This window comes from Streptomyces sp. HUAS MS02 (assembly GCF_055702265.1).
In genome coordinates this window covers 1,949,585-1,971,361 of the sequence record NZ_CM146747.1, presented here as the reverse complement: position 1 = coordinate 1,971,361, position 21,777 = coordinate 1,949,585, and the positions used below count along the sequence as shown (strand labels likewise).

The window sequence follows — 21,777 nt, the reverse complement described above, 5'->3', positions numbered from 1 at the left end:
TCGAGACGAAGAAGAGAGCCGGTCAGATGGACTTCCTTCGCCCCGCCAGCTGGGAGGAGGCGCTCGCCGCGAAGGCCGAGCACCCCACGGCTGTGCCGATCGCCGGCGGCACCGACGTCATGGTCGAGATCAACTTCGACCACCGTCGGCCCGAGTATCTGCTCGACCTGAACCGCATCGGCGAACTCTCCGAATGGGAGGTCGGCGAGGACACGGTGCGCCTCGGCGCGTCCGTCCCGTACACCCGGATCATGGAGGACCTCCGTACCGAGCTGCCCGGCCTCGCCCTGGCCTCGCACACGGTCGCCTCCCCACAGATCCGCAACCGCGGCGGCGTCGGCGGCAACCTCGGCACCGCCTCCCCGGCCGGCGACGCCCACCCGGCCCTCCTCGCGGCGGGCGCCCAGGTCGAGGCCGAGTCCGTACGGGGCTCGCGGCTCATCCCCATCGACGACTTCTACACCGGCGTCAAGCGCAACGCCCTCGCGCCGGACGAGCTGATCCGCGCGGTGCACATCGACAAGGCGGACGGGCCCCAGCAGTACTCGAAGGTCGGCACCCGCAACGCCATGGTCATCGCCGTGTGCGCCTTCGGACTCGCCCTGCACCCGTCGTCGCGCACCGTCCGTACCGGCATCGGCTCGGCCGCGCCGACCCCCGTCCGGGCCCGGGCCGCCGAGGAGTTCCTGAACGCGGCCCTCGACGAGGGCGGTTTCTGGGACAACGGCCGGATCATCACCCCTTCGGTCGCCAAGCAGTTCGCGGACCTGTGCGCCGGCGCCTGCAACCCGATCGACGACGTACGCGGCACCGCGAGCTACCGCCGCCACGCGGTCGGTGTCATGGCCCGCCGCACGCTCATGTGGACCTGGGAGTCGTACCGCGGCACCGCCCGCGCCACGGAGGGAGTCGCGTAATGCGTGTCAGTTTCACGGTCAACGGCCGTCCGCAGGAAGCCGACGACGTGTGGGAGGGCGAGTCCCTGCTGTACGTGCTGCGGGAGCGGATGGGGCTGCCGGGCTCCAAGAACGCCTGCGAGCAGGGCGAGTGCGGGTCCTGCACGGTCCGCCTCGACGGCGTCCCGGTGTGCTCGTGCCTGGTGGCCGCCGGACAGGTCGAGGGCCGCGAGGTCGTCACGGTCGAGGGGCTCGCGGACTTCGCCAAGCAGCGGGCCGCGCACGGTGGTTGCGCGTCCGGCGCGTGCGGTACGCCCGCCACGGGAGGGACCTCGCTCGACGAGGCCAAGCGGTGGGCGGCCCAGGGGCAGGACTCGCACACCGGAGAAGGCACCGAACTCTCCCCGATCCAGCAGGCGTTCATCGACGCCGGGGCCGTCCAGTGCGGCTTCTGCACCCCGGGTCTGCTGGTCGCGGCCGACGAGATGCTGGAGCGCACCCCGAACCCGAGCGACGCGGACATCCGCGAGGCGCTCTCGGGCAACCTGTGCCGCTGCACCGGCTACGAGAAGATCATGGACGCGGTCCGCCTCGCGGCCGCCCGGCAGTCCGAAGGGGTCTGATCATGGGAACCACCGGCCTGCCCACCAACCTCACCCAGGGCTCCCGTACCAAGGGCGGCATCGGCGAGTCCACGCTCCGCCCGGACGGCACCCTCAAGGTCACCGGCGAGTTCGCGTACTCCTCCGACATGTGGCACGAGGACATGCTCTGGGGCCAGATCCTGCGCTCCACGGTCGCCCACGCCGAGATCGTCTCCATCGACACGTCCGAGGCCCTGGCCACACCCGGCGTCTACGCCGTGATGACCTACGACGACCTCCCCACCGACGTCAGGAACTACGGCCTGGAGATCCAGGACACCCCGGTCCTCGCCCACGGCAAGGTCCGCCACCACGGCGAGCCCGTCGCGATCGTCGCCGCCGACCACCCGGAGACCGCGCGCCGCGCCGCCGCCAAGATCAAGGTGGAGTACCGCGAACTGCCGGTCATCACCGACGAGGCCTCCGCGACCGCGCCGGACGCCGTCCTCGTCCACGAGGGCCGCGACGACCACCACGTCGCGCATGTCGCGCACCCGAACATCCTCCACCGCCAGCCGATCATCCGCGGCGACGTGGCGGCGGCCCGCGAGCGCGCCGACGTGATCGTCGAGGGCGAGTACGTCTTCGGCATGCAGGACCAGGCATTCCTCGGCCCCGAGTCCGGCCTCGCCGTGCCCGCCGAGGACGGCGGTGTCGACCTCTACATCGCCACCCAGTGGCTCCACTCCGACCTGCGCCAGATCGCGCCCGTGCTCGGCCTGCCCGAGGACAAGGTCCGCATGACCCTGGCCGGCGTCGGCGGTGCCTTCGGCGGCCGCGAGGACCTGTCGATGCAGATCCACGCCTGCCTGCTGGCCCTGCGCACCGGCAAACCGGTCAAGATCGTCTACAACCGCTTCGAGTCCTTCTTCGGGCACGTCCACCGCCACCCCGCGAAGCTGCACTACGAGCACGGGGCCACGCGCGACGGCAAGCTCACCCACCTCAAGGCCCGTATCGTCCTCGACGGCGGCGCCTACGCCTCCGCCTCCCCGGCCGTCGTCGGCAACGCGGCCTCCCTCGGCGCCGGCCCGTACGTCATCGAGGACGTCGACATCGAGGCCCTCGCCCTCTACACCAACAACCCGCCCTGCGGCGCGATGCGCGGCTTCGGCGCGGTCCAGGCGTGCTTCGCCTACGAGGCACAGATGGACAAGCTGGCGGCGAAGCTCGGCATGGACCCGGTGGAGTTCCGGCAGATCAACGCCATGGAGCAGGGCACCGCCCTGCCGACCGGACAGGTCGTCGACTCCCCGGCCCCGGTCGCCGAACTCCTGCGCCGCGTCAAGGCGATGCCCCTGCCGCCCGAGCAGCAGTGGCTCACGGCGGGCGAGGCGGCGGACGTACGACAGCTGCCGGGCGGCCTGTCCAACACCACGCACGGCGAGGGCGTCGTCCGGGGCGTCGGTTACGCGGTCGGCATCAAGAACGTCGGCTTCTCCGAGGGCTTCGACGACTACTCGACCGCACGGGTCCGGATGGAGGTCGTCGGCGGTGAACCCGTCGCCACCGTCCACACGGCCATGGCGGAGGTCGGCCAGGGCGGCATCACCGTCCACGCGCAGATCGCCCGCACGGAGCTGGGCGTCACCCAGGTGACGATCAACCCGGCGGACACCCAGGTGGGTTCGGCCGGATCGACCTCCGCGTCCCGCCAGACGTACGTCACGGGCGGCGCCGTCCGCAACAGCTGCGAGCTGGTCCGCGAGAAGGTGCTGGAGCTGGGCCGCCGCAAGTTCGGTACGTACCACCCCGCCTGGGCCACGGCCGAGTTGCTGCTGGAGGGCGGCAAGGTCGTCACCGACGCCGGTGAGGTGCTGGCCGACCTGGTGGACGTCCTCGGGGACGAGGCCGTCGAGGTCGAGGCGGAGTGGCGGCACCGGCCGACCGAACCGTTCGACCTGCGCACCGGGCAGGGCTTCGGGCACGTCCAGTACTCCTTCGCCGCGCACCGCGCCGTCGTCGAGGTCGACACCGAGCTGGGCATGGTCAAGGTCGTCGAACTGGCCTGCGCGCAGGACGTGGGCAAGGCACTCAACCCGCTCTCCGTGGTGGGCCAGATCCAGGGCGGTACGACCCAGGGGCTGGGCATCGCGGTGATGGAGGAGATCGTCGTCGACCCGAAGACCGCGAAGGTGCGCAACCCCTCCTTCACGGACTACCTCATCCCCACGATCCTCGACACGCCGACCATCCCCGTCGACGTGCTCGAACTCGCCGACGACCACGCGCCGTACGGGCTGCGTGGGGTGGGCGAGGCGCCGACCCTGTCGTCGACTCCGGCCGTGCTCGCGGCGATTCGCTCCGCGACGGGGCTGGAGCTGAACAGGACGCCGGTACGGCCGGAGCATCTGACCGGCACGGCATAGGGGCCGCCGGGCGCCTATGAGCTCGGGGGTGCGGGATCTTTGGCGACCGCGGGTCCGGTGGGGCTTCTCGCGCAGTTCCCCGCGCCCCTGAAAAACCAGGGGCGCGGGGAACTGCGCGACCAGCCCCCACCGGACCGCACCCGACAACGCACCCCACAAACACACCCACCACGTTCGTCTCGGGCCGTCCCCCGCGTCGGGCGCACCTTCCCAAATCCCGCCGAAGCCCAGTGCAACGGCCGGGTGTCCCTGTGAACCTTGGGAGAACGCCCCCATGACCCAGCAGTCGCTCAAGCCGAGGACGGCCCCCGACGGCACCCCCGACCCGGCCGGCCGGTCCCGTCTCGACCGGTACTTCCACATCACCCACCGAGGATCCACGGTCGCCCGAGAGGTCCGCGGCGGCGTCACCACCTTCATGGCGATGGCTTACATCCTCCTGCTCAACCCGCTCATCCTCTCCGGCCCGGACGCCGTCGGCGCCACCCTCGGCCAGAAGGCCCTGATCACGGCGACCGCGCTCGCCGCGGCCGTCAGCACGCTCCTCATGGGCGTCGTCGGCCGGGTCCCGCTCGCGCTCGCCGCCGGCCTCTCCGTCTCCGGCGTCATCGCCTCGCAGGTCGCCCCGCAGATGACCTGGCCGCAGGCGATGGGCATGTGTGTGATGTACGGCGTGATCATCATGCTTCTGGTCGTCACCGGCCTCCGCGAGATGATCATGAACGCCATCCCGCTGGCCCTGAAGCACGCGATCACCATGGGGATCGGTCTGTTCGTCGCGCTGATCGGCTTCTACAAGGCCGGATTCGTGCACCAGGGCAAGGCGACCCCGGTCAGCCTCGGCCCCACCGGCGAACTCGCCGGCTGGCCCGTCCTGCTCTTCGCGGTCACCCTCCTCGCGATCTTCATGCTCCAGGCCCGGGGCGTCCCCGGCGCGATCCTGCTCGGCATCGTCGGCGGGACCGTCCTCGCCGTCGTCCTCAACGCCCTCGGCGTCGTCGACCCGAAGCAATGGGCGGGCGGCGCACCCGAGTTGCACGGCAGTGCGGTCTCGATGCCGGACTTCTCGCTCTTCGGGCACGTCGAGTTCGGCGGCTGGGGCGACGTCGGCGCGATGACGGTCGGCATGATCGTCTTCACGCTCGTCCTCGCCGGGTTCTTCGACGCGATGGCCACCATCATCGGCGTCGGCACGGAGGCCGGGCTCGCCGACGACAAGGGCCGGATGCCCGGCCTGTCCAAGGCGCTGTTCATCGACGGTGCGGGCGGCGCGATCGGCGGTGTGGCCGGCGGCTCCGGCCAGACGGTGTTCGTCGAGTCGGCGACCGGGGTCGGCGAGGGCGCCCGCACGGGCCTCTCCTCCGTCGTCACCGGCCTGTTCTTCGCGGCCTGTCTGTTCTTCACCCCACTCACGGCGATCGTGCCCGGCGAGGTCGCCGCGGCCGCGCTCGTCGTCATCGGCGCCATGATGATGACGAACGCCCGGCACGTCGACTGGTCCGACCGCGCCACCGCGATCCCGGTCTTCCTGACCGTCGTGATCATGCCGTTCACGTACTCCATCACCGCGGGCGTCGCCGCCGGAGTCGTCTCGTACGTCGCCATCAAGCTCGCCCAGGGCCGAGCGAGGGAGATCGGCACGTTCATGTGGGGCCTGACGGCGGTGTTCGTCGTCTTCTTCGCCCTCGACCCCATCGAGAGCTGGCTGGGCGTCCACTAGGCGGTCCGGGCCTCGCGGCCCACCGCCGAGTACCGTCCGGGCAGCCGTTGTCTGTGAGGAGACCGAGAGATGCTGGACATCGCCGAAGAGCTGCACCGGTGGGTCGGGCAGGGGCGTGACTTCGCCGTGGCCACCGTGGTGGCCGTCGGCGGCAGCGCCCCCCGGCAGCCGGGCGCCGCCCTCGCGGTGGACGCCGACGGCACGGCGATCGGCTCGGTCTCCGGCGGCTGCGTCGAGGGCGCCGTCTACGACCTGTGCCGGCAGGCGCTGGAGGACGGCGAACCCGTCCTCGAACGCTTCGGCTACAACGACGAGGACGCCTTCGCCGTCGGTCTCACCTGCGGCGGGATCATCGACATCCTGGTGACACCGGTGCGGGCGGGCGACCCCGTCCGCCCGGTGGCCGCCGCCGCGCTCGCCTCGGCGGCGGGCGGGGAGGCGGCGGCCCTCGCCCGGATCGTCTCCGGCCCGGCGGAACTGCGGGGCCGGGCCCTCCTGGTCCGCCCGGACGGCTCGTACGACGGCGGGTACGGCGCCCACCCCGAACTGGACCGTACGGTCGCCGCCGAGGCCCGCGCCCTCCTGGATGCCGGCCGCACCGGCACCCTGGAGATCGGAGAGCAGGGCTCACGCTGCGGAGCGCCGCTCACGGTCCTGGTCGAGTCCTCGGTCCCGCCGCCCCGGATGATCGTCTTCGGTGCGATCGACTTCGCGTCGGCGCTCGTCCGGATCGGCAAGTTCCTCGGCTACCACGTGACCGTCTGCGACGCCCGGCCCGTCTTCGCCACCCGCACCCGCTTCCCCGAGGCGGACGAGATCGTCGTCGACTGGCCCCACAGGTACCTGGAGCGCACCTCCGTCGACGCCCGCACGGTCCTCTGCGTCCTCACCCACGACGCCAAGTTCGACGTCCCGCTCCTGCGTCTCGCCCTGCGGCTCCCCGTCGCCTACGTCGGCGCCATGGGCTCCCGCCGCACCCACCTGGACCGCAACCAACGCCTCCGCGAAGTCGGCGTCACCGAGCTGGAGTTGGCCCGGCTCAGGTCCCCGATCGGGCTCGACCTCGGCGCCCGCACGCCGGAGGAGACGGCCCTGTCGATCGCCGCCGAGATCGTCGCCGACCGGCGGGGCGGCAGCGGCGTCTCCCTGACCGGCGCGCACACCCCGATCCACCACGACGCCCCACGCGCCCTCACGGAACTGCCGAGCCTCCGCGTCTCCTGACCCCGGCCGGCGTCTCCTGACCCCGGCCCGTGCCGCCGACTTGACCCCCGGGACGACAGGCCCGACCGTTGCGACAGGACAACAGCACGACGGGGGCGGACAGTTGACCACGATGACCGGTGGGGGGCGCCCGCACGGGGGCGGGGCCGAGGGGCAGGACGGCGGGCTCGCGACGGGCGCGCAGGCGGAGGCGGACGAGCGGCGGCGGGGCGCCGCCACCGGGCCCGCGGCGGATGACGGCACGCGGTCGGGCGGCAGCACGGCCGGGAACGCCGGCACCAGAACCGCCGGGGACGGCGACGGCGGCGACGCGCCCTCGGACCGTGACGCCGATGGCGGCGATGCCCCGGGCACGAATGGTGACGCCCTCGGCGGTGACGAGCCTCGCACCGCTGAGGGCGACGGGGCTGACGGAGGCTCGGAGGGCGACGACGGCTCGGAGGGAGACGACGGATCGGGTGGCGACGCCGACTCCGCCGCCCCCGGAAGCGAGGGCACCGCTGACGACCGCCGCCGACTGTCGACCGTCTCGACGGCGATCCTGGGCCTCTTCCTCCTGACCGACGTCGTCTTCGTCTGCGGAGCCCTGGTGACCCTCTGGCCGGTGGTGCTGGCGACGGTGGAGCCCGGGGCGGAGCCCACGGCCACCGCGCGCTGGTCGCCGTTCGGGCTGGGGGACTGGTCGCTGACCGCCGACACCGCGATGCTGCTGGCCGTGGTCGTGTGCAGCGCGCTCGGCAGCTTCGTCCACGCGGCCACGTCGTTCGCGACGTACGTCGGCAACCGGCGGCTCTACGCGAGCTGGCTGTGGTGGTACCTCCTGCGGGCCGGCATCGGGGTGGCCCTGGCGCTCCTGGTCTATCTCCTGCTGCGCGGCGGATTGTTCGCCGGCAGCTCCGGCGCCGGGGCGACCAACCCGTACGGCTTCTCCGGCATCGCCGGGCTGTGCGGACTCTTCTCCAAACAGGCCACCGACAAGCTCCGCGAGATCTGCGACACCCTCCTCAGCACGACGGGCGACGGCGACCGCGACCGCCGCGACGGCCTGTCCACCCACCGCAACGGAGACCCGGGCCCGTCCTGACGCCGTTCCGCGTCAGATACCCGGCCCACGGCGCCCTGCGGCTCACCCCGGCTTGCGCGCCAGCACGTACGCCTGAGGGGTGGTCGCCGTGGTGCCCGGCCCGTCGGCCTCCCGGACGAGCCGGGCCGACTCCACGAACCCGGCGTCCCCCAGCATCTCGGCGATCCGTTCGGGCGGGAAACGGTAGACGTCGAGGTCGAGGGGGTGCCCGTAGGCATGAGTCAGGTGGGCGGACCCGTCGCCCACCTTGTACGCCATCGCGAGGAGCCCGCCGGGGGCGAGGACGCGATGCAACTCCCGGAACACAAGCGGGAGTTCGTGGGGCGGGGTGTGCACCGTGGAGTACCAGGCGAGCGCTCCCGCCAGGCAGCCGTCCTCGAAGTCGAGCGCGGTCATCGTGCCCACGTCGAACCGGAGTCGCGGATGGGCCCAGCGGGCCACGGCGACCATCTGCGGCGAGAGGTCGATGCCACAGATGTCGAGCCCCAGCGAGGCCAGATGCCCGGTGATCCGCCCCGGCCCGCATCCCAGGTCCGCGACGCGTCCGCCCCCGGCACCCAGCACCCGTTCGGCGAACACTCCGAGCATGGCCCGCTCGAACGGGCTCTTCGCCAACTCGTCTCTCAGCAGCTTCTCGTAGTCGGTGGCGACCGTGTCGTAGGACTCCCGGGTGGTGGTGTGGCGGTGTGTGCTCATGCTTCGGACAGTAGACGGAGGGTCTGACAACGATGTTCCAACGGCGGGCCACGAAGGGCTCGTCGGAGCGGGTGGCTCAGTGCGGCTGTCGGCCGTCGGCTTCGAGCAGTCCGTCCATGGCTCGGCCGAACATTCGTCTCGCCGTCCACGCCAGCGGGCGGTCGAAGACGCGCGGCAGCCATCGCACCCGCAGATCCTCGCGCCAGACCGTGCGGGAGGCGCCGTCACCGTACGGATGGACCTCGATCTCGGCCCAGCCGGTGACGAACGAACCACGCTTGACGAGACGGCACTTGCCGGGCGCGCCGACCTCCGGCGGCTGCCAGAGCGTGACCTCCATCGAGTCGTCGAAGGCGAGCGGCCCCACACCGCTGCGAGCCACGAAGACCGTGCCCTCTCCGGTCGGCGGAGGCGTGCGCACGGTGACGCGGGTCAGCGGCACGACGTCCGCGTGCCGGGGCCAGTCGGTCAGGAGCCGCCAGGCGTGGTCCGCGGGGAGCGGAGCGAGGCGTTCCAGGAGGAAGAGAACCACGGAGCGAGCGTAAGGGAACAGCCGGGGCGGAGGCGGGTGCCGGGGCGCTCGGTGGGCCGCGTCGCGCCCGGATGCCCCGACGCCCACCAGGCCCTCCTGGCTCCTCCGGCTTCGGCACCCACACGTGCCCCGGCTCGCCACTCGCCCGCGAACGACTCCGCCTGACCCTGGCGGTGTTGATCAGCCGCCTGCCGGGCCTGTGCCTGGCGGACGGCCGACGGATCACCATGCGAACGGCCTTGGTCCACCGCTCCCCGGACCGCCTCGACCTCCTCTGGTGACCCGCCGCACCTCCTGAACCGCTCGCCTGGCCCGGCCGGTCGGGGCGAGACACTCGCGCCGCCCCGCGCCGACCGCCCCGGCGCGGGCTCACACGTCCAACAGATCCCGTGCCACCACCGGCACTCCCGTCTCCAGCGACCGGTTCGCCGCCAGGCCCGTCACCAGGGACCGTGCCCCGTCCACCGCGTCGGCCGCCCGCCCCAACGGGTCCGGCACTCGCTCCCCGAACAGGTCGGCCAGCATGCGGACATCGCCGCCGCCGTGCCCTCCCTCGGACGTCTCGACCTTCACCTCGCGCGGCCGCTCCCAGAACCGCCGTACGAGCAGCTGTGTCCTGCCCGGCTCCTCGCCCGCCTCGGTGCCGTGCAGGACCGGGCTCGCCCCGGTGACGGGGACGTGCGGCCGGGTCCACGTCGACTCCTCCACCAGCAGCTCCACACGCCCCTCGCTGCCGTTGAAGGCGATGCGGTAGCCCTCCCAGGGGGAGTAGGCCGTCAGGTGATAGGTCAGGGTGGCGCCGGACGCGTAGCGCACCAGGACCGCCATGTCGTCCTCGATGGTCACGCCGGGACCGAAGACGTTCTGGTCGCGGTGGTAGCCGTCCGCCCCCTCTGCGTCCAGGTAGAGCGCGCTGAGGACGGGTGAGTCCGCCAGACGCAACGCGAAGGGGTCGTCCGCGGCGGCGGGGGAGCCGTGGGCGCGGGCGTAGTCGCGGGCGAGCCCTCGGCGCCGGCCCGCCTCGTCGCCGTAGAAGAAGAGGCCGCCCTGGGCGAAGACGGTCTCGGGGCGGGTGCCGAGCCACCAGTTGACCAGATCGAAGTGGTGGGTCGACTTGTGCACGAGCAGCCCGCCGGAGTTCGCCTTGACGCGGTGCCAGCGGCGGAAGTAGTCCGCGCCGTGCCGCAGATCCAGCAGCCACTCGAAGTGCACCGAGCCGACCTCGCCGATCTCCCCGCTCGCGAGGAGCTCCCGCACGGCGCAGTGGACGGGGTTGTAGCGGTAGTTGAAGGCCACCCGCACCTCGCGGCCCGTCCGGCGGCACGCGTCCAGGACGCGGCGGGCGCGCTCCGCGTCGGTCGTCATCGGTTTCTCCGTGACGACGTCGCAGCCCGCCTCCAGGGCCCGCACGATGTAGTGGTCGTGGGTCCGGTCCACACCGCACACCACCACCAGGTCGACCCGCTCGCGCCGCAGCATCTCCTCGAACTCCCCGGCGGCGTAGGCGGGTACGGGCGCACGGCCCGGGTGGTCGGCGGCGATCCAGGCGTTGTGGACGGCCATCCGGTGCGCGTTCGGGTCGCAGAGGCCGACCAGTTCGATCCGCTCCGCGAAGGGACCCGTCAGGGCCTCGGTGAACATCCGTGCCCGGGCACCGAGACCCACCACGGCCGCACGGCGGGGTTGCGGGGAGGTGGTGCAGGGGTCTTGTTGTGACATCCGGACCTTCCCTAGGGTCACTACGTGGGGGGAAGCGCTTTCTAGCGAAAGAGGTGACCCACTCATGCCCCGAATCAGGACGAGGGAGTCCTGGATACCCCGTGCGGCGGCCACCGCGCTGGCGCTCTGCGCGCTGCTCACCGGCTGCTCCGGACCGGACGGGTCGGGCGGCACCGGCGGCGAGGTCGTCCTGCGCTACACATGGTGGGGCAACCCCGACCGGGCCGCCAGAACCCAGGCGGCCGTCGAGCTCTTCGAGAAGAAGAACCCGGGGATCGACATCCAGACCTCCTTCGCCGGCTACGAGGCGTACAAGCAGAAACTCGCCACCCAGGCCGCCGGCGGCGACGCCCCGGACGTGATGCAGCTCGACTACCGGATGATCGACCAGTACGCGTCCGGTGGCGTGCTCCTCGACCTCGCCGAACAGCGACGCGCCCTGGACACCGCCGAGTTCGAACCGGGACTGCTCGCCACCGGCAGGGTGAACGGCAGGCAGTACGCCGTTCCGCAGGGCCGCGGCACCGAGACCATGGTCTACGACACCGAGAAATGGCGGGCCGCCGGACTCGCACCGCCCCGGGTCGGCTGGACCTGGAGCGAATGGGCCGACGCCATGCGGACGGTGGCCGAGAAGACGGGGGAGCCGGGCGGCACCGACCCCGGCCAGAGCGAGGACGCCTTCGAGATCTGGCTGCGCGGCCAGGGCAAGGCCCTGTACACCGAGGACCGCCGACCGGGTTTCGACGCCGATGACTTGACCCGCTGGTGGACCTTCACCGACCGGCTGCGCAGAGAGGGTGCCGTCTCGCCCGCCGAGCAGACGACCCAGCTCGACGGCTCGGTCGAGAACACCCCGCTCGGCCGGGGCAAGGCCGCCTCCGACGTCAACTGGGACGCCCCCGCGAGCGGTTACCTCGCGCTCGTCCCCTCCGGAATCTCGCTCGCGCCCATGCCGGCGGGCGAGGACGGAACCCAGGGTCAGTACTTCAAGCCCTCCATGTTCATGGGGGTGGCCGCCGACTCCGGCCACCCGGAGGAGTCCGCCCGGCTCGTCGACTTCCTGCTCAACGACGACGAGGCCGCCAACATCCTCGGCGCCACCCGGGGCATCCCCGTCAACGAGTCGATCCGCGAGGACATCGCGGCCGACCTCAAGGACTTCGACAGGACCATCTACGACTACCAGGCCACGGTCGAAGGGAAGCTCGACCCGCCGCCCCAGGCGCCCCCGTCGGGCGACAGCGCCCTGCAGACCACCTTCCAGCGCGACTACGACCAGGTGTCCTACGAGCGGATGTCCCCCCGTGAGGCCGCCGAGAACTACCTCACCGAGGCGAAGGCGGAGCTGAGGTCATGACCGCCACGCAACTGCCGACAACCGTACGGAAGAAGGGAGTTCCTCCGCCGGACCGGTCCGGGCGCCCCCGTAGGCGCGAGGGCGCGGCCTGGGTCTTCCTCTCCCCCTGGGTGCTCGGGGCCTGTGTCCTGACCCTGCTCCCGATGGCCGTCTCGCTCTACCTCTCCTTCACCGACTACGACCTCTTCAACGCCCCGAACTGGGTGGGCCTGCGCAACTACACCCAGATGTTCACCGAGGACCCGCGCTACTGGCGCTCGGTGGCGACGACCCTGATGTACGTCGTCATCGCCGTCCCGCTCCAACTGGCCCTCGCCCTCCTGGTCGCCCTGGCCCTGAGGAACATGAAACGCGGGCGGGGCTTCTACCGCTCCGCCTTCTACGCCCCCTCCCTCCTCGGCGCCTCCATGTCCATCGCCCTGGTCTGGCGGGCGATCTTCAACGACGGCGGCACCGTCGACAACCTCCTCGGCACCGGCGGCTGGGTCAACCGGCCCGGCTGGGCGCTGTTCGCGGTGGCCCTGCTCACGGTGTGGCAGTTCGGCGCCCCCATGGTCATCTTCCTCGCCGGACTCCAGCAGATCCCGGGGGAGTTGTACGAGGCGGCCGAGGTGGACGGCGCGAGCGCCTGGCGCCGGTTCCTGTCGATCACGGTCCCGATGCTGTCGCCCGTGATCTTCTTCAACCTGGTCCTCCAGACCATCCAGGCCTTCCAGGTCTTCACCCCGGCCTTCGCGATCAGCGCGGGCAAGGGCGGCCCCGCCGACTCCACCCTCTTCTACACGCTCTACCTCTACGACCGGGGCTTCGTGGCCTCCCACATGGGCTACGCCTCCGCCATGGCCTGGGTGCTGCTGCTCGCCATCGGCGCGGTCACCGCGATCCTCTTCCGCACCTCCCGCTCCTGGGTCTTCTACGCCTCCGAGGGGGACCGATGACCAGCACCACACCCGCAACGCCCCTGTTGCGCAAGCCTGTCGCCTGGCGACGGGTGGCGCTGCACGCCGGTTGTCTGGCCGCTCTCCTCGTCATGCTGTACCCGCTGGCCTGGCTGCTGGCGACGTCGGTGAAGCCTGCGGACGAGGTCATCGCCAGTCTCGACCTGCTGCCGAGCCGACTTCACTGGTCCAACTACGAGACCGCGCTCGACGGCGTCAACGACGTGTCGGTGGGCCGACTGCTCGGCAACTCCCTGCTGATCGCCGGTGGCGCGGTCGTCGGGAACGTCCTGTCGTGCTCCCTGGCCGCGTACGCCTTCGCCCGGCTGCGCTTCCGCTTCCGGGGGCCGCTCTTCGCCTTCATGATCGCGACGATCATGCTGCCGCACCACGCCGTGCTGATCCCGCAGTACATCATCTTCAACCAGCTCGGCATGGTGAACACCTACTGGCCGCTGATCCTGCCGAAGTTCCTCGCCACGGAGGCCTTCTTCGTCTTCCTCATCGTGCAGTTCATGCGCGGACTGCCGAGGGAGCTGGAGGAGGCGGCCCGTATCGACGGATGCGGCCCGTTCCGGAGTTTCCTCTCAGTGATCCTGCCCCTCACCCGGCCCGCCCTGATCACCACCGCGATCTTCACCTTCATCTGGACCTGGAACGACTTCTTCACCCAGCTGATCTATCTCTTCTCGCCCGAGAAGTTCACCCTCACCCTGGCCCTGAGGTCCTTCGTGGACGCGTCCAGCACCTCCGCGTTCGGCCCGATGTTCGCCATGTCCGTCATCGCCCTCCTCCCGATCGTGCTGTTCTTCCTCGCCTTCCAGCGGTTCCTGGTGGAGGGCATGGCCAACTCCGGGATCAAGGGGTGAGGGCGGTGCGCCCCGTGCGGACGAACAAGGAGGCGGGCGAGATCTTCGGCCCCCGGATGACGCTGTTCGCGGACGTACTGAGCGTGGGCGTCGCGGTGGCGGTGGTGAGCCTTCCGCTGGTGACCCTGCCGGCCGCGCTCTCCACCGCCTGCGCGGTCCTGCGAGGCGTACGGCAGGACCGCCCGGTCACGGCCGCCCGGTTCCTCGGGGCGCTGCGCCGGCGACTGCGGCTGGGCGACCTGGCCGCCGGGTTCCTCGCCCTCACCGGCCTGTTCCTCGCCTTGGTCGACGTGGCCCTCGCCGGTGCCGGGCTCCCGGGTGGCCGGGCCTTCGCCCTCCTCGCCGCCGCGCTGGGTACCGGCGCCGCCGTGATCGGTCTGCGGGCCTGCGCCCGTCCCGAGTCGGTCGACGACTGGCCCGCGGCGGTGCGGGGCGCGGCCCGCGACGCGGTGCGTGATCCGGGCGGCAGCGCCCTGGTCGTCCTCGCCGTGGCGACTGCCGCGGCGAGCGCCTGGATGCTGCTGCCGCTCGCGTTCCTCGTGCCCGGGCTGCTGGCGCTGGCGCTCACGGCCGTCGACGTACGCGGAGATGTACGCGGCGAGGTGCTCGGCGACGTGCACGGACCGGTCGACGGGCGCGGAAAAGCGGTCGCCACACGGGAGGGCGTGTGATGGGCTGACGCCCTTGACGGGCCGACGCCGTGTGACGTGCCGACGCCCCGGGCGTACCGCGAAGGGACAGGGCGACGGTGAACAGACGGCGGCGGAAGAAACTGTCGCACCGGCTGGTGTCGGCCGCGTCGATCGGCGACAGCGCCGCCGTCGCCGCGTTGCTGCGCGCCGGAGCCCCCGCCGAGACGACGGACGCCGAGGGGACGACGCCCCTGTACGCGGCCGCCGTCCACGGGGCCGCCGACACCGTGCGCCTGCTGCTCGCGGCCGGGGCCTCGCCCGACACCGAGAGCGGACACGGCGCGGAGGGCACCCCGCTGTGCGGTGCCGCGTGCTGGGGACACATCGAGGCGGTGCGCGAACTCCTCGCCCACGGCGCCGATCCCGACCTCCGCGAGGACCACGGCACGGGCCGCTCCCCGCTCGACTGGGCGGCCGCCGGCTTCCACACCGAGACGGCGGCCGTGCTGCTCACGGGCGGCGCCCGTCCTGACGCGGAGTAGGACTCAGAACGCGTACGGCCCGAACCGGCCCCAGGCCACCACGGTCGCCAGGACCAGCAGCACCAGGCTCGGTGCCGTCTCCTTGGTCTCGCCCCGGCGGAGGTGGAAGACGACCGCGCCGAGCATCGTGACGGCGAGACCGGTCGCCGCGAGCGGGACGAACACCGTGGCTATGTCGAGGACCGCCGGAAGGATCAGCCCGATGGCGCCCAGGCCCTCCAGCGCGCCGATGGTCTTCACCATGCCCGGGGAGAAGGAGTCGACCCACGTCATGCCGGAGGCCGACAGCTTCTCCTTGGACTGGGCGGTCTTCATCAGGCCGGCGGCGAGGAAGGCGGCCGCGAGCAGGCCCGCGATGATCCAGAGAGTGACGTTCATGGCAGGTTCTTCCTCAGGGGAGACGAGTACGTATGGATTGAATGTTCAAGAGAAGTGGAGGCTCAACGTAGGCTGATCGACTTGAAGCGTCAAGTCATTCGGCGGGCCGAAACAGGCCTGGTCGATGGCGGCTGCACGTAGAGTGGGCGCCATGGAGACACCGCACCAGTCGCGTTGGCTGACCGACGAGGAGATGGAGACCTGGCACGCGCTGGCGGGTGTGATGCTCAGGCTGCCGAGCGCGCTGGACGCGGAGCTGCAGCGGGAGGCGGGCGTCAGTCACGTCGAGTACGTGGTGATGGCGATGCTGTCCCAGGCCGAGGGGCGCACGCTGCGGATGAGCGACCTGGCCGGGTACGTCGGTTCGTCGCTGTCCCGGCTCTCCCACCTGGTGAAGCGGCTGGAGAAGAGCGACTGGGTGCGCCGTGAGCCGGATCCCTCCGACGGGCGCTACACCCTGGCCGTCCTCACGGACGCCGGACACGCCAAGGTCGTCGCGAGCGCGCCGGGCCACGCCGACGCCGTACGCCGCTATGTGTTCGACGTGCTCACCAGGGCCCAGCAGCGGCAGCTGAGGGACATCGGACGGCGCATCTGGCAGGCCGTCGCGCCCGACGACCACTGCCTGCCGCCATCCAGCTGACAGCTCGTCACCCTGCCCCGGGGCGCGCGGTCGACACCGACGAGCCCGGACGACCTCTCAGCGGCCGCCCGGCGGACCCGTGGTCCCCCGGACCTCCAGCGTCGGCGTGGTCAGGACGACCTTGGCGGGGCGTCCCGGATCGGCGATGCGGTCCAGCAGGCACTGCGCGGCGGTGCGGCCCACGTCGTGGCTGGCGTTGTCCACGGTGGTGAGCCAGAGGTGGCGCAGCCGGGAGACGTACGTGTTGTCGTAGCCGACGAGGGAGAGGTCGCGCGGCACCCTCAGGCCCAGTTCCTCGGCGGCGGAGAGCGCGCCCACACAGGCCATGTCGTTGAACGCCACGACGGCGGTGGGCCGTTCGGAGCGGTTCAGCAGCCGGACCGTGGCGCGGTAGCCGCCCTCCTCCGTCAGGTCGCCCCGTTCGACGGCCGCCAGATCGCCCAGCCCGTGCTCGCGCATCACCGTCTCGAAACTGCGGCGGCGCAGCGCCCCGACCACACCGTCCCCCGCGATGTGCGCGATGCGCCGGTGGCCGAGGCCGATGAGGTGCTCGGTGGCGAGACGGGCGCCGTGCTGGTCGTCGCCCGCCACGACGTCCACCTGGGGGAGCGCGGGTTCGCGGGCGCCCGCCACCACGGTCGGGACGAGCCCGGCCGCCGTGCGCAGCGCCTCGGAGGGCGGCAGGGTGCCGACCGCGATCAGCCCGTCGACCCGCAGCTCGGTGAAGGTGCGGGTGAGATCCTCGCCGAGCCGCCGGTTGAGATGGCCGTCGGCCAGCAGCATGCGCAGACCGTTGTCGTGCAGCCGGGAGTTGAGGCCGTCGAGCAGCTCCACGAACCAGGGGTTGCGCATGTCGTTGAGGAGGACGCCGACCGTGTGGGTCCTGCGCTCGCTCAGGCTGCGCGCGGCGGCGTTCGGCCGGTACCCCAGCTCGTCCACGGCGGCCAGCACCGCCTGCCGCTTCTCCTCGCGCACCTGCTGCGAGCCGCGCAGCACCAGCGAGACCAGCGACTTGGACACGCCGGCCCGCTCGGCGACGTCGCGGATCGTCGGGCTCGCGGGTCCAGGTCTCATGGCCTGGACCGTTCCACAGCGGGGTGTCCGTGTCAAAGGGCTTGACAGTGCCCGAGCATGCCCGCAGTGTGAGCGGCGTACGCTTTTGGAACGGTCCAAAGAAGGGTAGTCATGGTGAGTGGGCTCGGTGTCGCCGTCGTGGGGTTCGGCTGGATGGGACGGGTGCACACCCAGGCGTACGCGCGGGTGGCCCACCACTTCCCACAGCTGGACCTGCGGCCCGAGCTGGTCACCGTCGTCGAGGAGGTCCCCGGGCGCGCCGAGGAGGCGGCCCGGCAGTTCGGGTTCGCCGGCACCGCCCGGAACTGGCGCGAGGTGCTCGACGACCCGCGGATCCAGGCGGTCAGCATCACCGCGCCGAACTTCCTGCACCGGGAGATCGGCGTCGCCGTGGCCGAGGCGGGCAAGCACATCTGGATCGAGAAGCCGGTCGGGCTCACCGCCGCCGACGCCCGCGCCGTCGCCGACGCGGTCGCGAAGGCCGGCGTCCAGGGCACCGTCGGCTTCAACTACCGCAACGCGCCCGCCGTGGAAGCCGCCCGCGAACTGATCGCGGCCGGGGAGATCGGCACGGTCACGCATGTCCGCGTCCGCCTCTTCAGCGACTACGCGGCCCACCCGGAGGGGGCCCTGACCTGGCGGTACGAGCGGCAGCGCGGCGGCAGCGGGGTCCTCGGCGACCTCGCCTCGCACGGGGTGGACCTGGCCCGCTTCCTGCTCGGCGACATCGCCTCGCTCATCGCCGACACGGCGATCTTCGTCCCCGAGCGGGCCCGGCCCGCCGGCGCCACCGCCGGCCACACCCGTGCCTCGGGCGGTGAGCTCGGCCCCGTCGAGAACGAGGACTACGTCAACTGCCTGCTCCGTTTCGCCTCCGGCGCCCGGGGCGTGCTGGAGGCCTGCCGGGTCTCCGTCGGCGAGCAGAACAACTACGGCTTCGAGATCCACGGCACCGAGGGCGCCCTCTTCTGGGACTTCCGCCGCATGGGCGAACTGGGCGTCAGCAAGGGCGACGCCTACCAGGACCAGTCCGTCCACACCCTCTACGTCGGCCCCGGCCACGGCACGTACTCCGCGTTCCAGCCGGGCGCCGCCAACGCCATGGGCTACGACGACCTCAAGGTGATCGAGGCGTACAACTTCCTGAGCTCCATCGCCGACGGCACCCCGCACGGCACCACCCTCGCCGACGCCGTGCACAGCGCCACCGCGCTGGACGCGATGAGCCGCTCCGCAGAGTCGGGCGCCTGGGTGGACCTCTGAGCCCCCGGTGGGCCGCCCGCCCCAACTCCCTTGGCCCAGGAGTCAGTTGCGGACGAGCAGCTGGAAGTCGAAGGAGTAGCGGGAGGCCCGGTAGACATGGGTGCCGTACTCGACGGCGCGCCCGGTGTCGTCGTACGCCGTGCGCTGCATGGTCAGCAGTGCGGCGCCCTCCGGCTCGCCGAGGCGGTCGGCCTCCTCGGCCGTGGCGATACGGGCGCCGACGCTCTGGTGGGCGCTGTGCAGGGTGATGCCGGCGTTGCGCATCATCCGGTACAGGCCCGTCGACTCCAGGCGTTCGGTGTCCAGCTCCAGCAGCCCGGCCGGGACGAAGTTGGAGAGGAACGCCACCGGCTGCCCGTGGGTGAGGCGCAGCCGCTCGAAGAGGTGCACGTCGGCGCCCTCGGCGATGCCCAGGGCGGCCGCGACCTCGGCGGAGGCCGGCCGGATCTCGCTCAGCGACACCCTGGTCGTGGGCTGCTGCCCGGCCGCCTCCAGGTCGTCGTACAGGCTGCTCAGTTCCAGCGGCCGTTTGACCTGGCTGTGCACCACCTGTGTGCCGACGCCCCGGCGGCGTACGAGCAGGCCCTTGTCGACGAGCGACTGGATGGCCTGCCGTACCGTCGGCCGGGACAGGCCGAGACGGCCGGCGAGCTCGATCTCGTTGCCCAGGAGGCTGCCCGGGCCGAGAGCACCGTGCTCGATCGCCGACTCCAGCTGGCGGGCCAGCTGGTAGTACAGCGGCACCGGGCTGCTCCGGTCGACACTGAGGCCGAGACTCCCTGTACTCCCCGTAGTCGCGCTGGTCACGCCCATGAGGGTATCCGTCCGTCCGGATGACAGGAACCCCTGTCAACGCATTGTCCTTACATGGTCCGGGATGGGGTCGGCAGCCGCCGCCCCGGAGGGCGGCGGCTCCGTCAGAGGTGGCGGCGCCGCTGGGCCACCTCGCGGTCGTAGGTGGTGCGCGCCTCCACGGCCGCGGGCCGCGAGGCGGTCTCCGCGACCGGGACGTCCCACCAGGCCTCGGCCGGGGGAGCGGTGGGCGTCGGGTCGGTCTCGACGTACACACAGGTGGGCCGGTCCGAGGCGCGGGCCGCCGCCAGCGCGTCGCGCAGCTCCTTCACGGTCTTGGCGCGGATGACGTCCATGCCGAGGCTGGCCGCGTTGGCGGCGAGGTCCACCGGGAGCGGGGCGCCGGAGAAGGTGCCGTCGGCGGTGCGGTAGCGGTAGGCGGTGCCGAAGCGCTCGCCGCCGACCGACTCGGAGAGGCCGCCGATGGAGGCGTAGCCGTGGTTCTGGATGAGGACCAGGTTGACCGGCAGGCCCTCCTGGACGGCCGTCACGATCTCCGTCGGCATCATCAGATACGTGCCGTCCCCGACCAGCGACCAGACGGCCGTGCCGGGCGCCGCCTGCTGGACGCCGATCCCGGCGGGGATCTCGTAGCCCATGCAGGAGTAGCCGTACTCCAGGTGGTACTGGCGCGGGCTGCGGGCCCGCCACAGCTTGTGCAGGTCGCCGGGGAGCGAGCCGGCCGCGTTGATGACCACGTCCTCGTCGCCCACGACCGAGTCCAGGGCGCCGAGCACCTGGGTCTGGGTGGGCACGGCGTGCTCGTCGGCGACGGCGTACGCGGCCTCGACGACTCGCTCCCAGCGCTCCTTGCCTGCCCGGTACTCGGCCTCGTACGCCTCGTCCACCCGGTGGCCCTCCAACGCCTCGGTGAGCGCCGTGAGTCCGGCCCGCGCGTCGCAGACCACCGTCCGGGCGGCCAGCTTGTGGGCGTCGAACGCGGCGACGTTGAGGTTGACGAAACGGACGTCCGGGTTCTGGAAGAGCGTGTGGGAGGCGGTGGTGAAGTCGGTGTACCGGGTGCCGACACCGACGATCAGGTCCGCCGTCCGGGCCAGGTCGTCGCAGACCGCCGTGCCGGTGTGGCCGATGCCGCCGAGGTCGGCCGGGTGGTCGTGGCGCAGGGAGCCCTTGCCCGCCTGGGTGGAGGCGACCGGGATGCCCGTGGCGTCGACCAGCGCCTGCAACGCCTCCTCGGCCTCGCTGTGGTGGACGCCGCCGCCCGCGACGATCAGCGGCCGCCGCGCGGCACGGACCGCCCGCACCGCCTCCGCCAGCTCGACCGGGTCGGGCAGGGGTCGGCGTACGTTCCACACGCGGTCGGCGAAGAACTCCTCCGGCCAGTCGTACGCCTCGGCCTGGACGTCCTGCGGCAGGGCGAGCGTGACGGCGCCGGTGTCGACGGGGTCGGCGAGCACCCGCACCGCGTTCAGGGCGGCCGGGATCAGCGCCTCGGGGCGGGTGATCCGGTCGAAGTACCGGGAGACCGGGCGCAGGGTGTCGTTGACCGAGACATCGGCCTCGGTGGGGTGCTCCAGTTGCTGGAGCAGCGGGCCGGCGGTGCGGGTCGCGAAGTAGTCGCCGGGCAGCAGCAGTACGGGCAGCCGGTTGACGGTGGCGAGGGCGGCGCCGGTGACCAGGTTGGTGGCGCCGGGGCCGATGGAGGTGGTGACCGCCTGCGCGGAGAGCCGGTTCAGCTGGCGGGCGTACCCGACGGCGGCGTGCACCATGGACTGCTCGTTGCGGCCCTGGTGGAACGGCATCGTCTCCTCACCGGCCTCGAGAAGTGCCTGGCCCAGCCCCGCGACGTTGCCGTGGCCGAAGATGCCCCAGGTTCCGGCGATCAGCCGATGGCGCACACCGTCGCGCTCGGTGTACTGCGCGGACAGGAACCGCACCAGCGCCTGGGCGACGGTCAGCCGGCGGGTGGGGGACTGGGGCATCGGGACCTCACGGGTTGGGGTGGTGGCGGGGATTTCGTACGGGTGGGCTCAGCTCGACACGCGCGACGGGGACGCCGGTCTGCAACGGATGGAGATCGATTCCGATACGGCCGTCGTGATCGGATCGAGGCATTCGGCGGGCTCGGGCATGCGCGTCGCTCCTCAGGTGGGGGGATGCGGGCCGGCGAAGACCCGCCGCGCGTGGGGGTGCGAACGCCCGGGTCCGGATGTATCCCAGGTTTAGGACCCGAACCGACCCCCTGTCAAGGTTTTGTACTGACATCCTGACCTGCTCCTGAAATGATGTCTTAACAAAGTCTTGACAGGGGGGTCCGGCAGGGGTTTGTATCCCGTCCCAACGAAACAGCGCAGACGGCCTACCGGCACAATGATCCGGAC

The 21,777-nt window shown here is 71.9% G+C and carries 20 protein-coding genes; 13 read left to right on the top strand and 7 right to left on the bottom strand.

What is annotated here, in order from left to right:
* Positions 1-26 precede the first annotated feature (26 nt).
* From ACZ9QC_RS08470 to ACZ9QC_RS08445, 6 genes are all read left to right on the top strand, one after another.
* Positions 27-917, top strand: a complete 891-nt coding sequence (locus ACZ9QC_RS08470) for an FAD binding domain-containing protein (RefSeq protein WP_472919587.1) — start codon at positions 27-29, stop codon at positions 915-917.
* A complete protein-coding gene (locus ACZ9QC_RS08465; RefSeq protein WP_472919586.1) occupies positions 917-1,519 on the top strand; it encodes a (2Fe-2S)-binding protein in 603 nt (200 codons plus the stop codon). Before ACZ9QC_RS08470 ends, ACZ9QC_RS08465 begins: the two co-directional genes overlap by 1 nt.
* A gap of 2 nt (positions 1,520-1,521) precedes the next feature.
* Positions 1,522-3,909, top strand: a complete 2,388-nt coding sequence (locus ACZ9QC_RS08460; protein ID WP_472919585.1) for a xanthine dehydrogenase family protein molybdopterin-binding subunit — start codon at positions 1,522-1,524, stop codon at positions 3,907-3,909.
* A 274-nt stretch (positions 3,910-4,183) separates the two neighbouring features.
* Positions 4,184-5,629, top strand: a complete 1,446-nt coding sequence (locus ACZ9QC_RS08455) for an NCS2 family permease (RefSeq protein ID WP_472919584.1) — start codon at positions 4,184-4,186, stop codon at positions 5,627-5,629.
* 69 nt (positions 5,630-5,698) lie between these two features.
* Positions 5,699-6,853: an XdhC family protein gene (locus ACZ9QC_RS08450; RefSeq protein WP_472919583.1), complete on the top strand. Its 1,155-nt coding sequence runs from the start codon at positions 5,699-5,701 to the stop codon at positions 6,851-6,853.
* 112 nt (positions 6,854-6,965) lie between these two features.
* Positions 6,966-7,937 carry a hypothetical protein gene (locus ACZ9QC_RS08445; RefSeq protein ID WP_472919582.1) on the top strand — a complete coding sequence of 324 codons (972 nt, stop codon included), beginning with the start codon at positions 6,966-6,968 and terminating at the stop codon, positions 7,935-7,937.
* Between the two features lie 42 nt (positions 7,938-7,979).
* Here ACZ9QC_RS08445 and ACZ9QC_RS08440 read toward each other — a convergent pair whose 3' ends face one another.
* The 3 genes from ACZ9QC_RS08440 to ACZ9QC_RS08430 all read right to left on the bottom strand — a co-directional run bounded on the left by ACZ9QC_RS08440 (position 7,980) and on the right by ACZ9QC_RS08430 (position 10,884).
* The gene (locus ACZ9QC_RS08440) at positions 7,980-8,633 is read right to left on the bottom strand and encodes a class I SAM-dependent DNA methyltransferase (RefSeq protein ID WP_472919581.1); all 654 of its coding nucleotides are present in this window, start codon (positions 8,631-8,633) and stop codon (positions 7,980-7,982) included.
* A gap of 76 nt (positions 8,634-8,709) precedes the next feature.
* Positions 8,710-9,165 (bottom strand): SRPBCC family protein, encoded by a 456-nt coding sequence (locus ACZ9QC_RS08435; RefSeq protein ID WP_472919580.1) that lies wholly within the window; start codon positions 9,163-9,165, stop codon positions 8,710-8,712.
* Positions 9,166-9,534: 369 nt separating this feature from the next.
* The gene (locus ACZ9QC_RS08430) at positions 9,535-10,884 is read right to left on the bottom strand and encodes a Gfo/Idh/MocA family protein (protein WP_472919579.1); all 1,350 of its coding nucleotides are present in this window, start codon (positions 10,882-10,884) and stop codon (positions 9,535-9,537) included.
* 64 nt (positions 10,885-10,948) lie between these two features.
* On the opposite strand from ACZ9QC_RS08430, the gene ACZ9QC_RS08425 reads away from it, so the two are divergent.
* The 5 genes from ACZ9QC_RS08425 (at position 10,949) to ACZ9QC_RS08405 (ending at position 15,225) form a co-directional block, all read left to right on the top strand.
* Positions 10,949-12,244 carry an ABC transporter substrate-binding protein gene (locus tag ACZ9QC_RS08425; RefSeq protein ID WP_472919578.1) on the top strand — a complete coding sequence of 432 codons (1,296 nt, stop codon included), beginning with the start codon at positions 10,949-10,951 and terminating at the stop codon, positions 12,242-12,244.
* A complete protein-coding gene (locus ACZ9QC_RS08420) occupies positions 12,241-13,182 on the top strand; it encodes a carbohydrate ABC transporter permease (protein ID WP_472919577.1) in 942 nt (313 codons plus the stop codon). Before ACZ9QC_RS08425 ends, ACZ9QC_RS08420 begins: the two co-directional genes overlap by 4 nt.
* Positions 13,179-14,051, top strand: a complete 873-nt coding sequence (locus ACZ9QC_RS08415; RefSeq protein WP_472919576.1) for a carbohydrate ABC transporter permease — start codon at positions 13,179-13,181, stop codon at positions 14,049-14,051. Before ACZ9QC_RS08420 ends, ACZ9QC_RS08415 begins: the two co-directional genes overlap by 4 nt.
* Positions 14,052-14,056: 5 nt before the next feature.
* A complete protein-coding gene (locus ACZ9QC_RS08410) occupies positions 14,057-14,722 on the top strand; it encodes a hypothetical protein (protein ID WP_472919575.1) in 666 nt (221 codons plus the stop codon).
* 77 nt (positions 14,723-14,799) lie between these two features.
* A complete protein-coding gene (locus ACZ9QC_RS08405; protein WP_472919574.1) occupies positions 14,800-15,225 on the top strand; it encodes an ankyrin repeat domain-containing protein in 426 nt (141 codons plus the stop codon).
* Between the two features lie 3 nt (positions 15,226-15,228).
* Here the strand turns inward: ACZ9QC_RS08405 and ACZ9QC_RS08400 are convergent, their stop codons facing one another.
* Positions 15,229-15,603, bottom strand: coding sequence for a DoxX family protein (locus tag ACZ9QC_RS08400; protein WP_472919573.1), 375 nt, complete (start codon positions 15,601-15,603; stop codon positions 15,229-15,231).
* Positions 15,604-15,754: 151 nt separating this feature from the next.
* On the opposite strand from ACZ9QC_RS08400, the gene ACZ9QC_RS08395 reads away from it, so the two are divergent.
* On the top strand, positions 15,755-16,246 hold the full coding sequence (locus ACZ9QC_RS08395; RefSeq protein ID WP_472919572.1) for a MarR family winged helix-turn-helix transcriptional regulator: 492 nt from the start codon (positions 15,755-15,757) through the stop codon (positions 16,244-16,246).
* A gap of 57 nt (positions 16,247-16,303) precedes the next feature.
* On the opposite strand, the gene ACZ9QC_RS08390 is transcribed toward ACZ9QC_RS08395, so the two are convergent.
* A complete protein-coding gene (locus ACZ9QC_RS08390) occupies positions 16,304-17,320 on the bottom strand; it encodes a LacI family DNA-binding transcriptional regulator (RefSeq protein WP_472919571.1) in 1,017 nt (338 codons plus the stop codon).
* A gap of 111 nt (positions 17,321-17,431) precedes the next feature.
* On the opposite strand from ACZ9QC_RS08390, the gene ACZ9QC_RS08385 reads away from it, so the two are divergent.
* On the top strand, positions 17,432-18,583 hold the full coding sequence (locus ACZ9QC_RS08385; protein WP_472919570.1) for a Gfo/Idh/MocA family protein: 1,152 nt from the start codon (positions 17,432-17,434) through the stop codon (positions 18,581-18,583).
* A gap of 42 nt (positions 18,584-18,625) precedes the next feature.
* Here ACZ9QC_RS08385 and ACZ9QC_RS08380 read toward each other — a convergent pair whose 3' ends face one another.
* Entirely contained in the window at positions 18,626-19,396 is a 771-nt protein-coding gene (locus ACZ9QC_RS08380) for a GntR family transcriptional regulator (RefSeq protein WP_472919569.1), read from the bottom strand.
* A 104-nt stretch (positions 19,397-19,500) separates the two neighbouring features.
* Positions 19,501-21,378, bottom strand: a complete 1,878-nt coding sequence (iolD, locus tag ACZ9QC_RS08375) for a 3D-(3,5/4)-trihydroxycyclohexane-1,2-dione acylhydrolase (decyclizing) (protein ID WP_472919568.1) — start codon at positions 21,376-21,378, stop codon at positions 19,501-19,503.
* Positions 21,379-21,777 lie beyond the last annotated feature (399 nt).

Bases quoted from the DNA above. Each gene is read 5' to 3' on its own strand.
- ACZ9QC_RS08380 (WP_472919569.1), bottom strand. From the start codon at position 19,396: ATGGGCGTGACCAGCGCGACTACGGGGAGTACAGGGAGTCTCGGCCTC.
- ACZ9QC_RS08470 (WP_472919587.1), top strand. From the start codon at position 27: ATGGACTTCCTTCGCCCCGCCAGCTGGGAGGAGGCGCTCGCCGCGAAG.
- ACZ9QC_RS08460 (WP_472919585.1), top strand. From the start codon at position 1,522: ATGGGAACCACCGGCCTGCCCACCAACCTCACCCAGGGCTCCCGTACC.
- ACZ9QC_RS08440 (WP_472919581.1), bottom strand. From the start codon at position 8,633: ATGAGCACACACCGCCACACCACCACCCGGGAGTCCTACGACACGGTC.
- ACZ9QC_RS08390 (WP_472919571.1), bottom strand. From the start codon at position 17,320: ATGAGACCTGGACCCGCGAGCCCGACGATCCGCGACGTCGCCGAGCGG.
- ACZ9QC_RS08445 (WP_472919582.1), top strand. From the start codon at position 6,966: ATGACCGGTGGGGGGCGCCCGCACGGGGGCGGGGCCGAGGGGCAGGAC.
- ACZ9QC_RS08450 (WP_472919583.1), top strand. From the start codon at position 5,699: ATGCTGGACATCGCCGAAGAGCTGCACCGGTGGGTCGGGCAGGGGCGT.
- ACZ9QC_RS08420 (WP_472919577.1), top strand. From the start codon at position 12,241: ATGACCGCCACGCAACTGCCGACAACCGTACGGAAGAAGGGAGTTCCT.
- ACZ9QC_RS08455 (WP_472919584.1), top strand. From the start codon at position 4,184: ATGACCCAGCAGTCGCTCAAGCCGAGGACGGCCCCCGACGGCACCCCC.
- ACZ9QC_RS08415 (WP_472919576.1), top strand. From the start codon at position 13,179: ATGACCAGCACCACACCCGCAACGCCCCTGTTGCGCAAGCCTGTCGCC.
- ACZ9QC_RS08425 (WP_472919578.1), top strand. From the start codon at position 10,949: ATGCCCCGAATCAGGACGAGGGAGTCCTGGATACCCCGTGCGGCGGCC.
- ACZ9QC_RS08465 (WP_472919586.1), top strand. From the start codon at position 917: ATGCGTGTCAGTTTCACGGTCAACGGCCGTCCGCAGGAAGCCGACGAC.
- ACZ9QC_RS08400 (WP_472919573.1), bottom strand. From the start codon at position 15,603: ATGAACGTCACTCTCTGGATCATCGCGGGCCTGCTCGCGGCCGCCTTC.
- ACZ9QC_RS08395 (WP_472919572.1), top strand. From the start codon at position 15,755: ATGGAGACACCGCACCAGTCGCGTTGGCTGACCGACGAGGAGATGGAG.
- iolD (WP_472919568.1), bottom strand. From the start codon at position 21,378: ATGCCCCAGTCCCCCACCCGCCGGCTGACCGTCGCCCAGGCGCTGGTG.
- ACZ9QC_RS08385 (WP_472919570.1), top strand. From the start codon at position 17,432: ATGGTGAGTGGGCTCGGTGTCGCCGTCGTGGGGTTCGGCTGGATGGGA.
- ACZ9QC_RS08430 (WP_472919579.1), bottom strand. From the start codon at position 10,884: ATGTCACAACAAGACCCCTGCACCACCTCCCCGCAACCCCGCCGTGCG.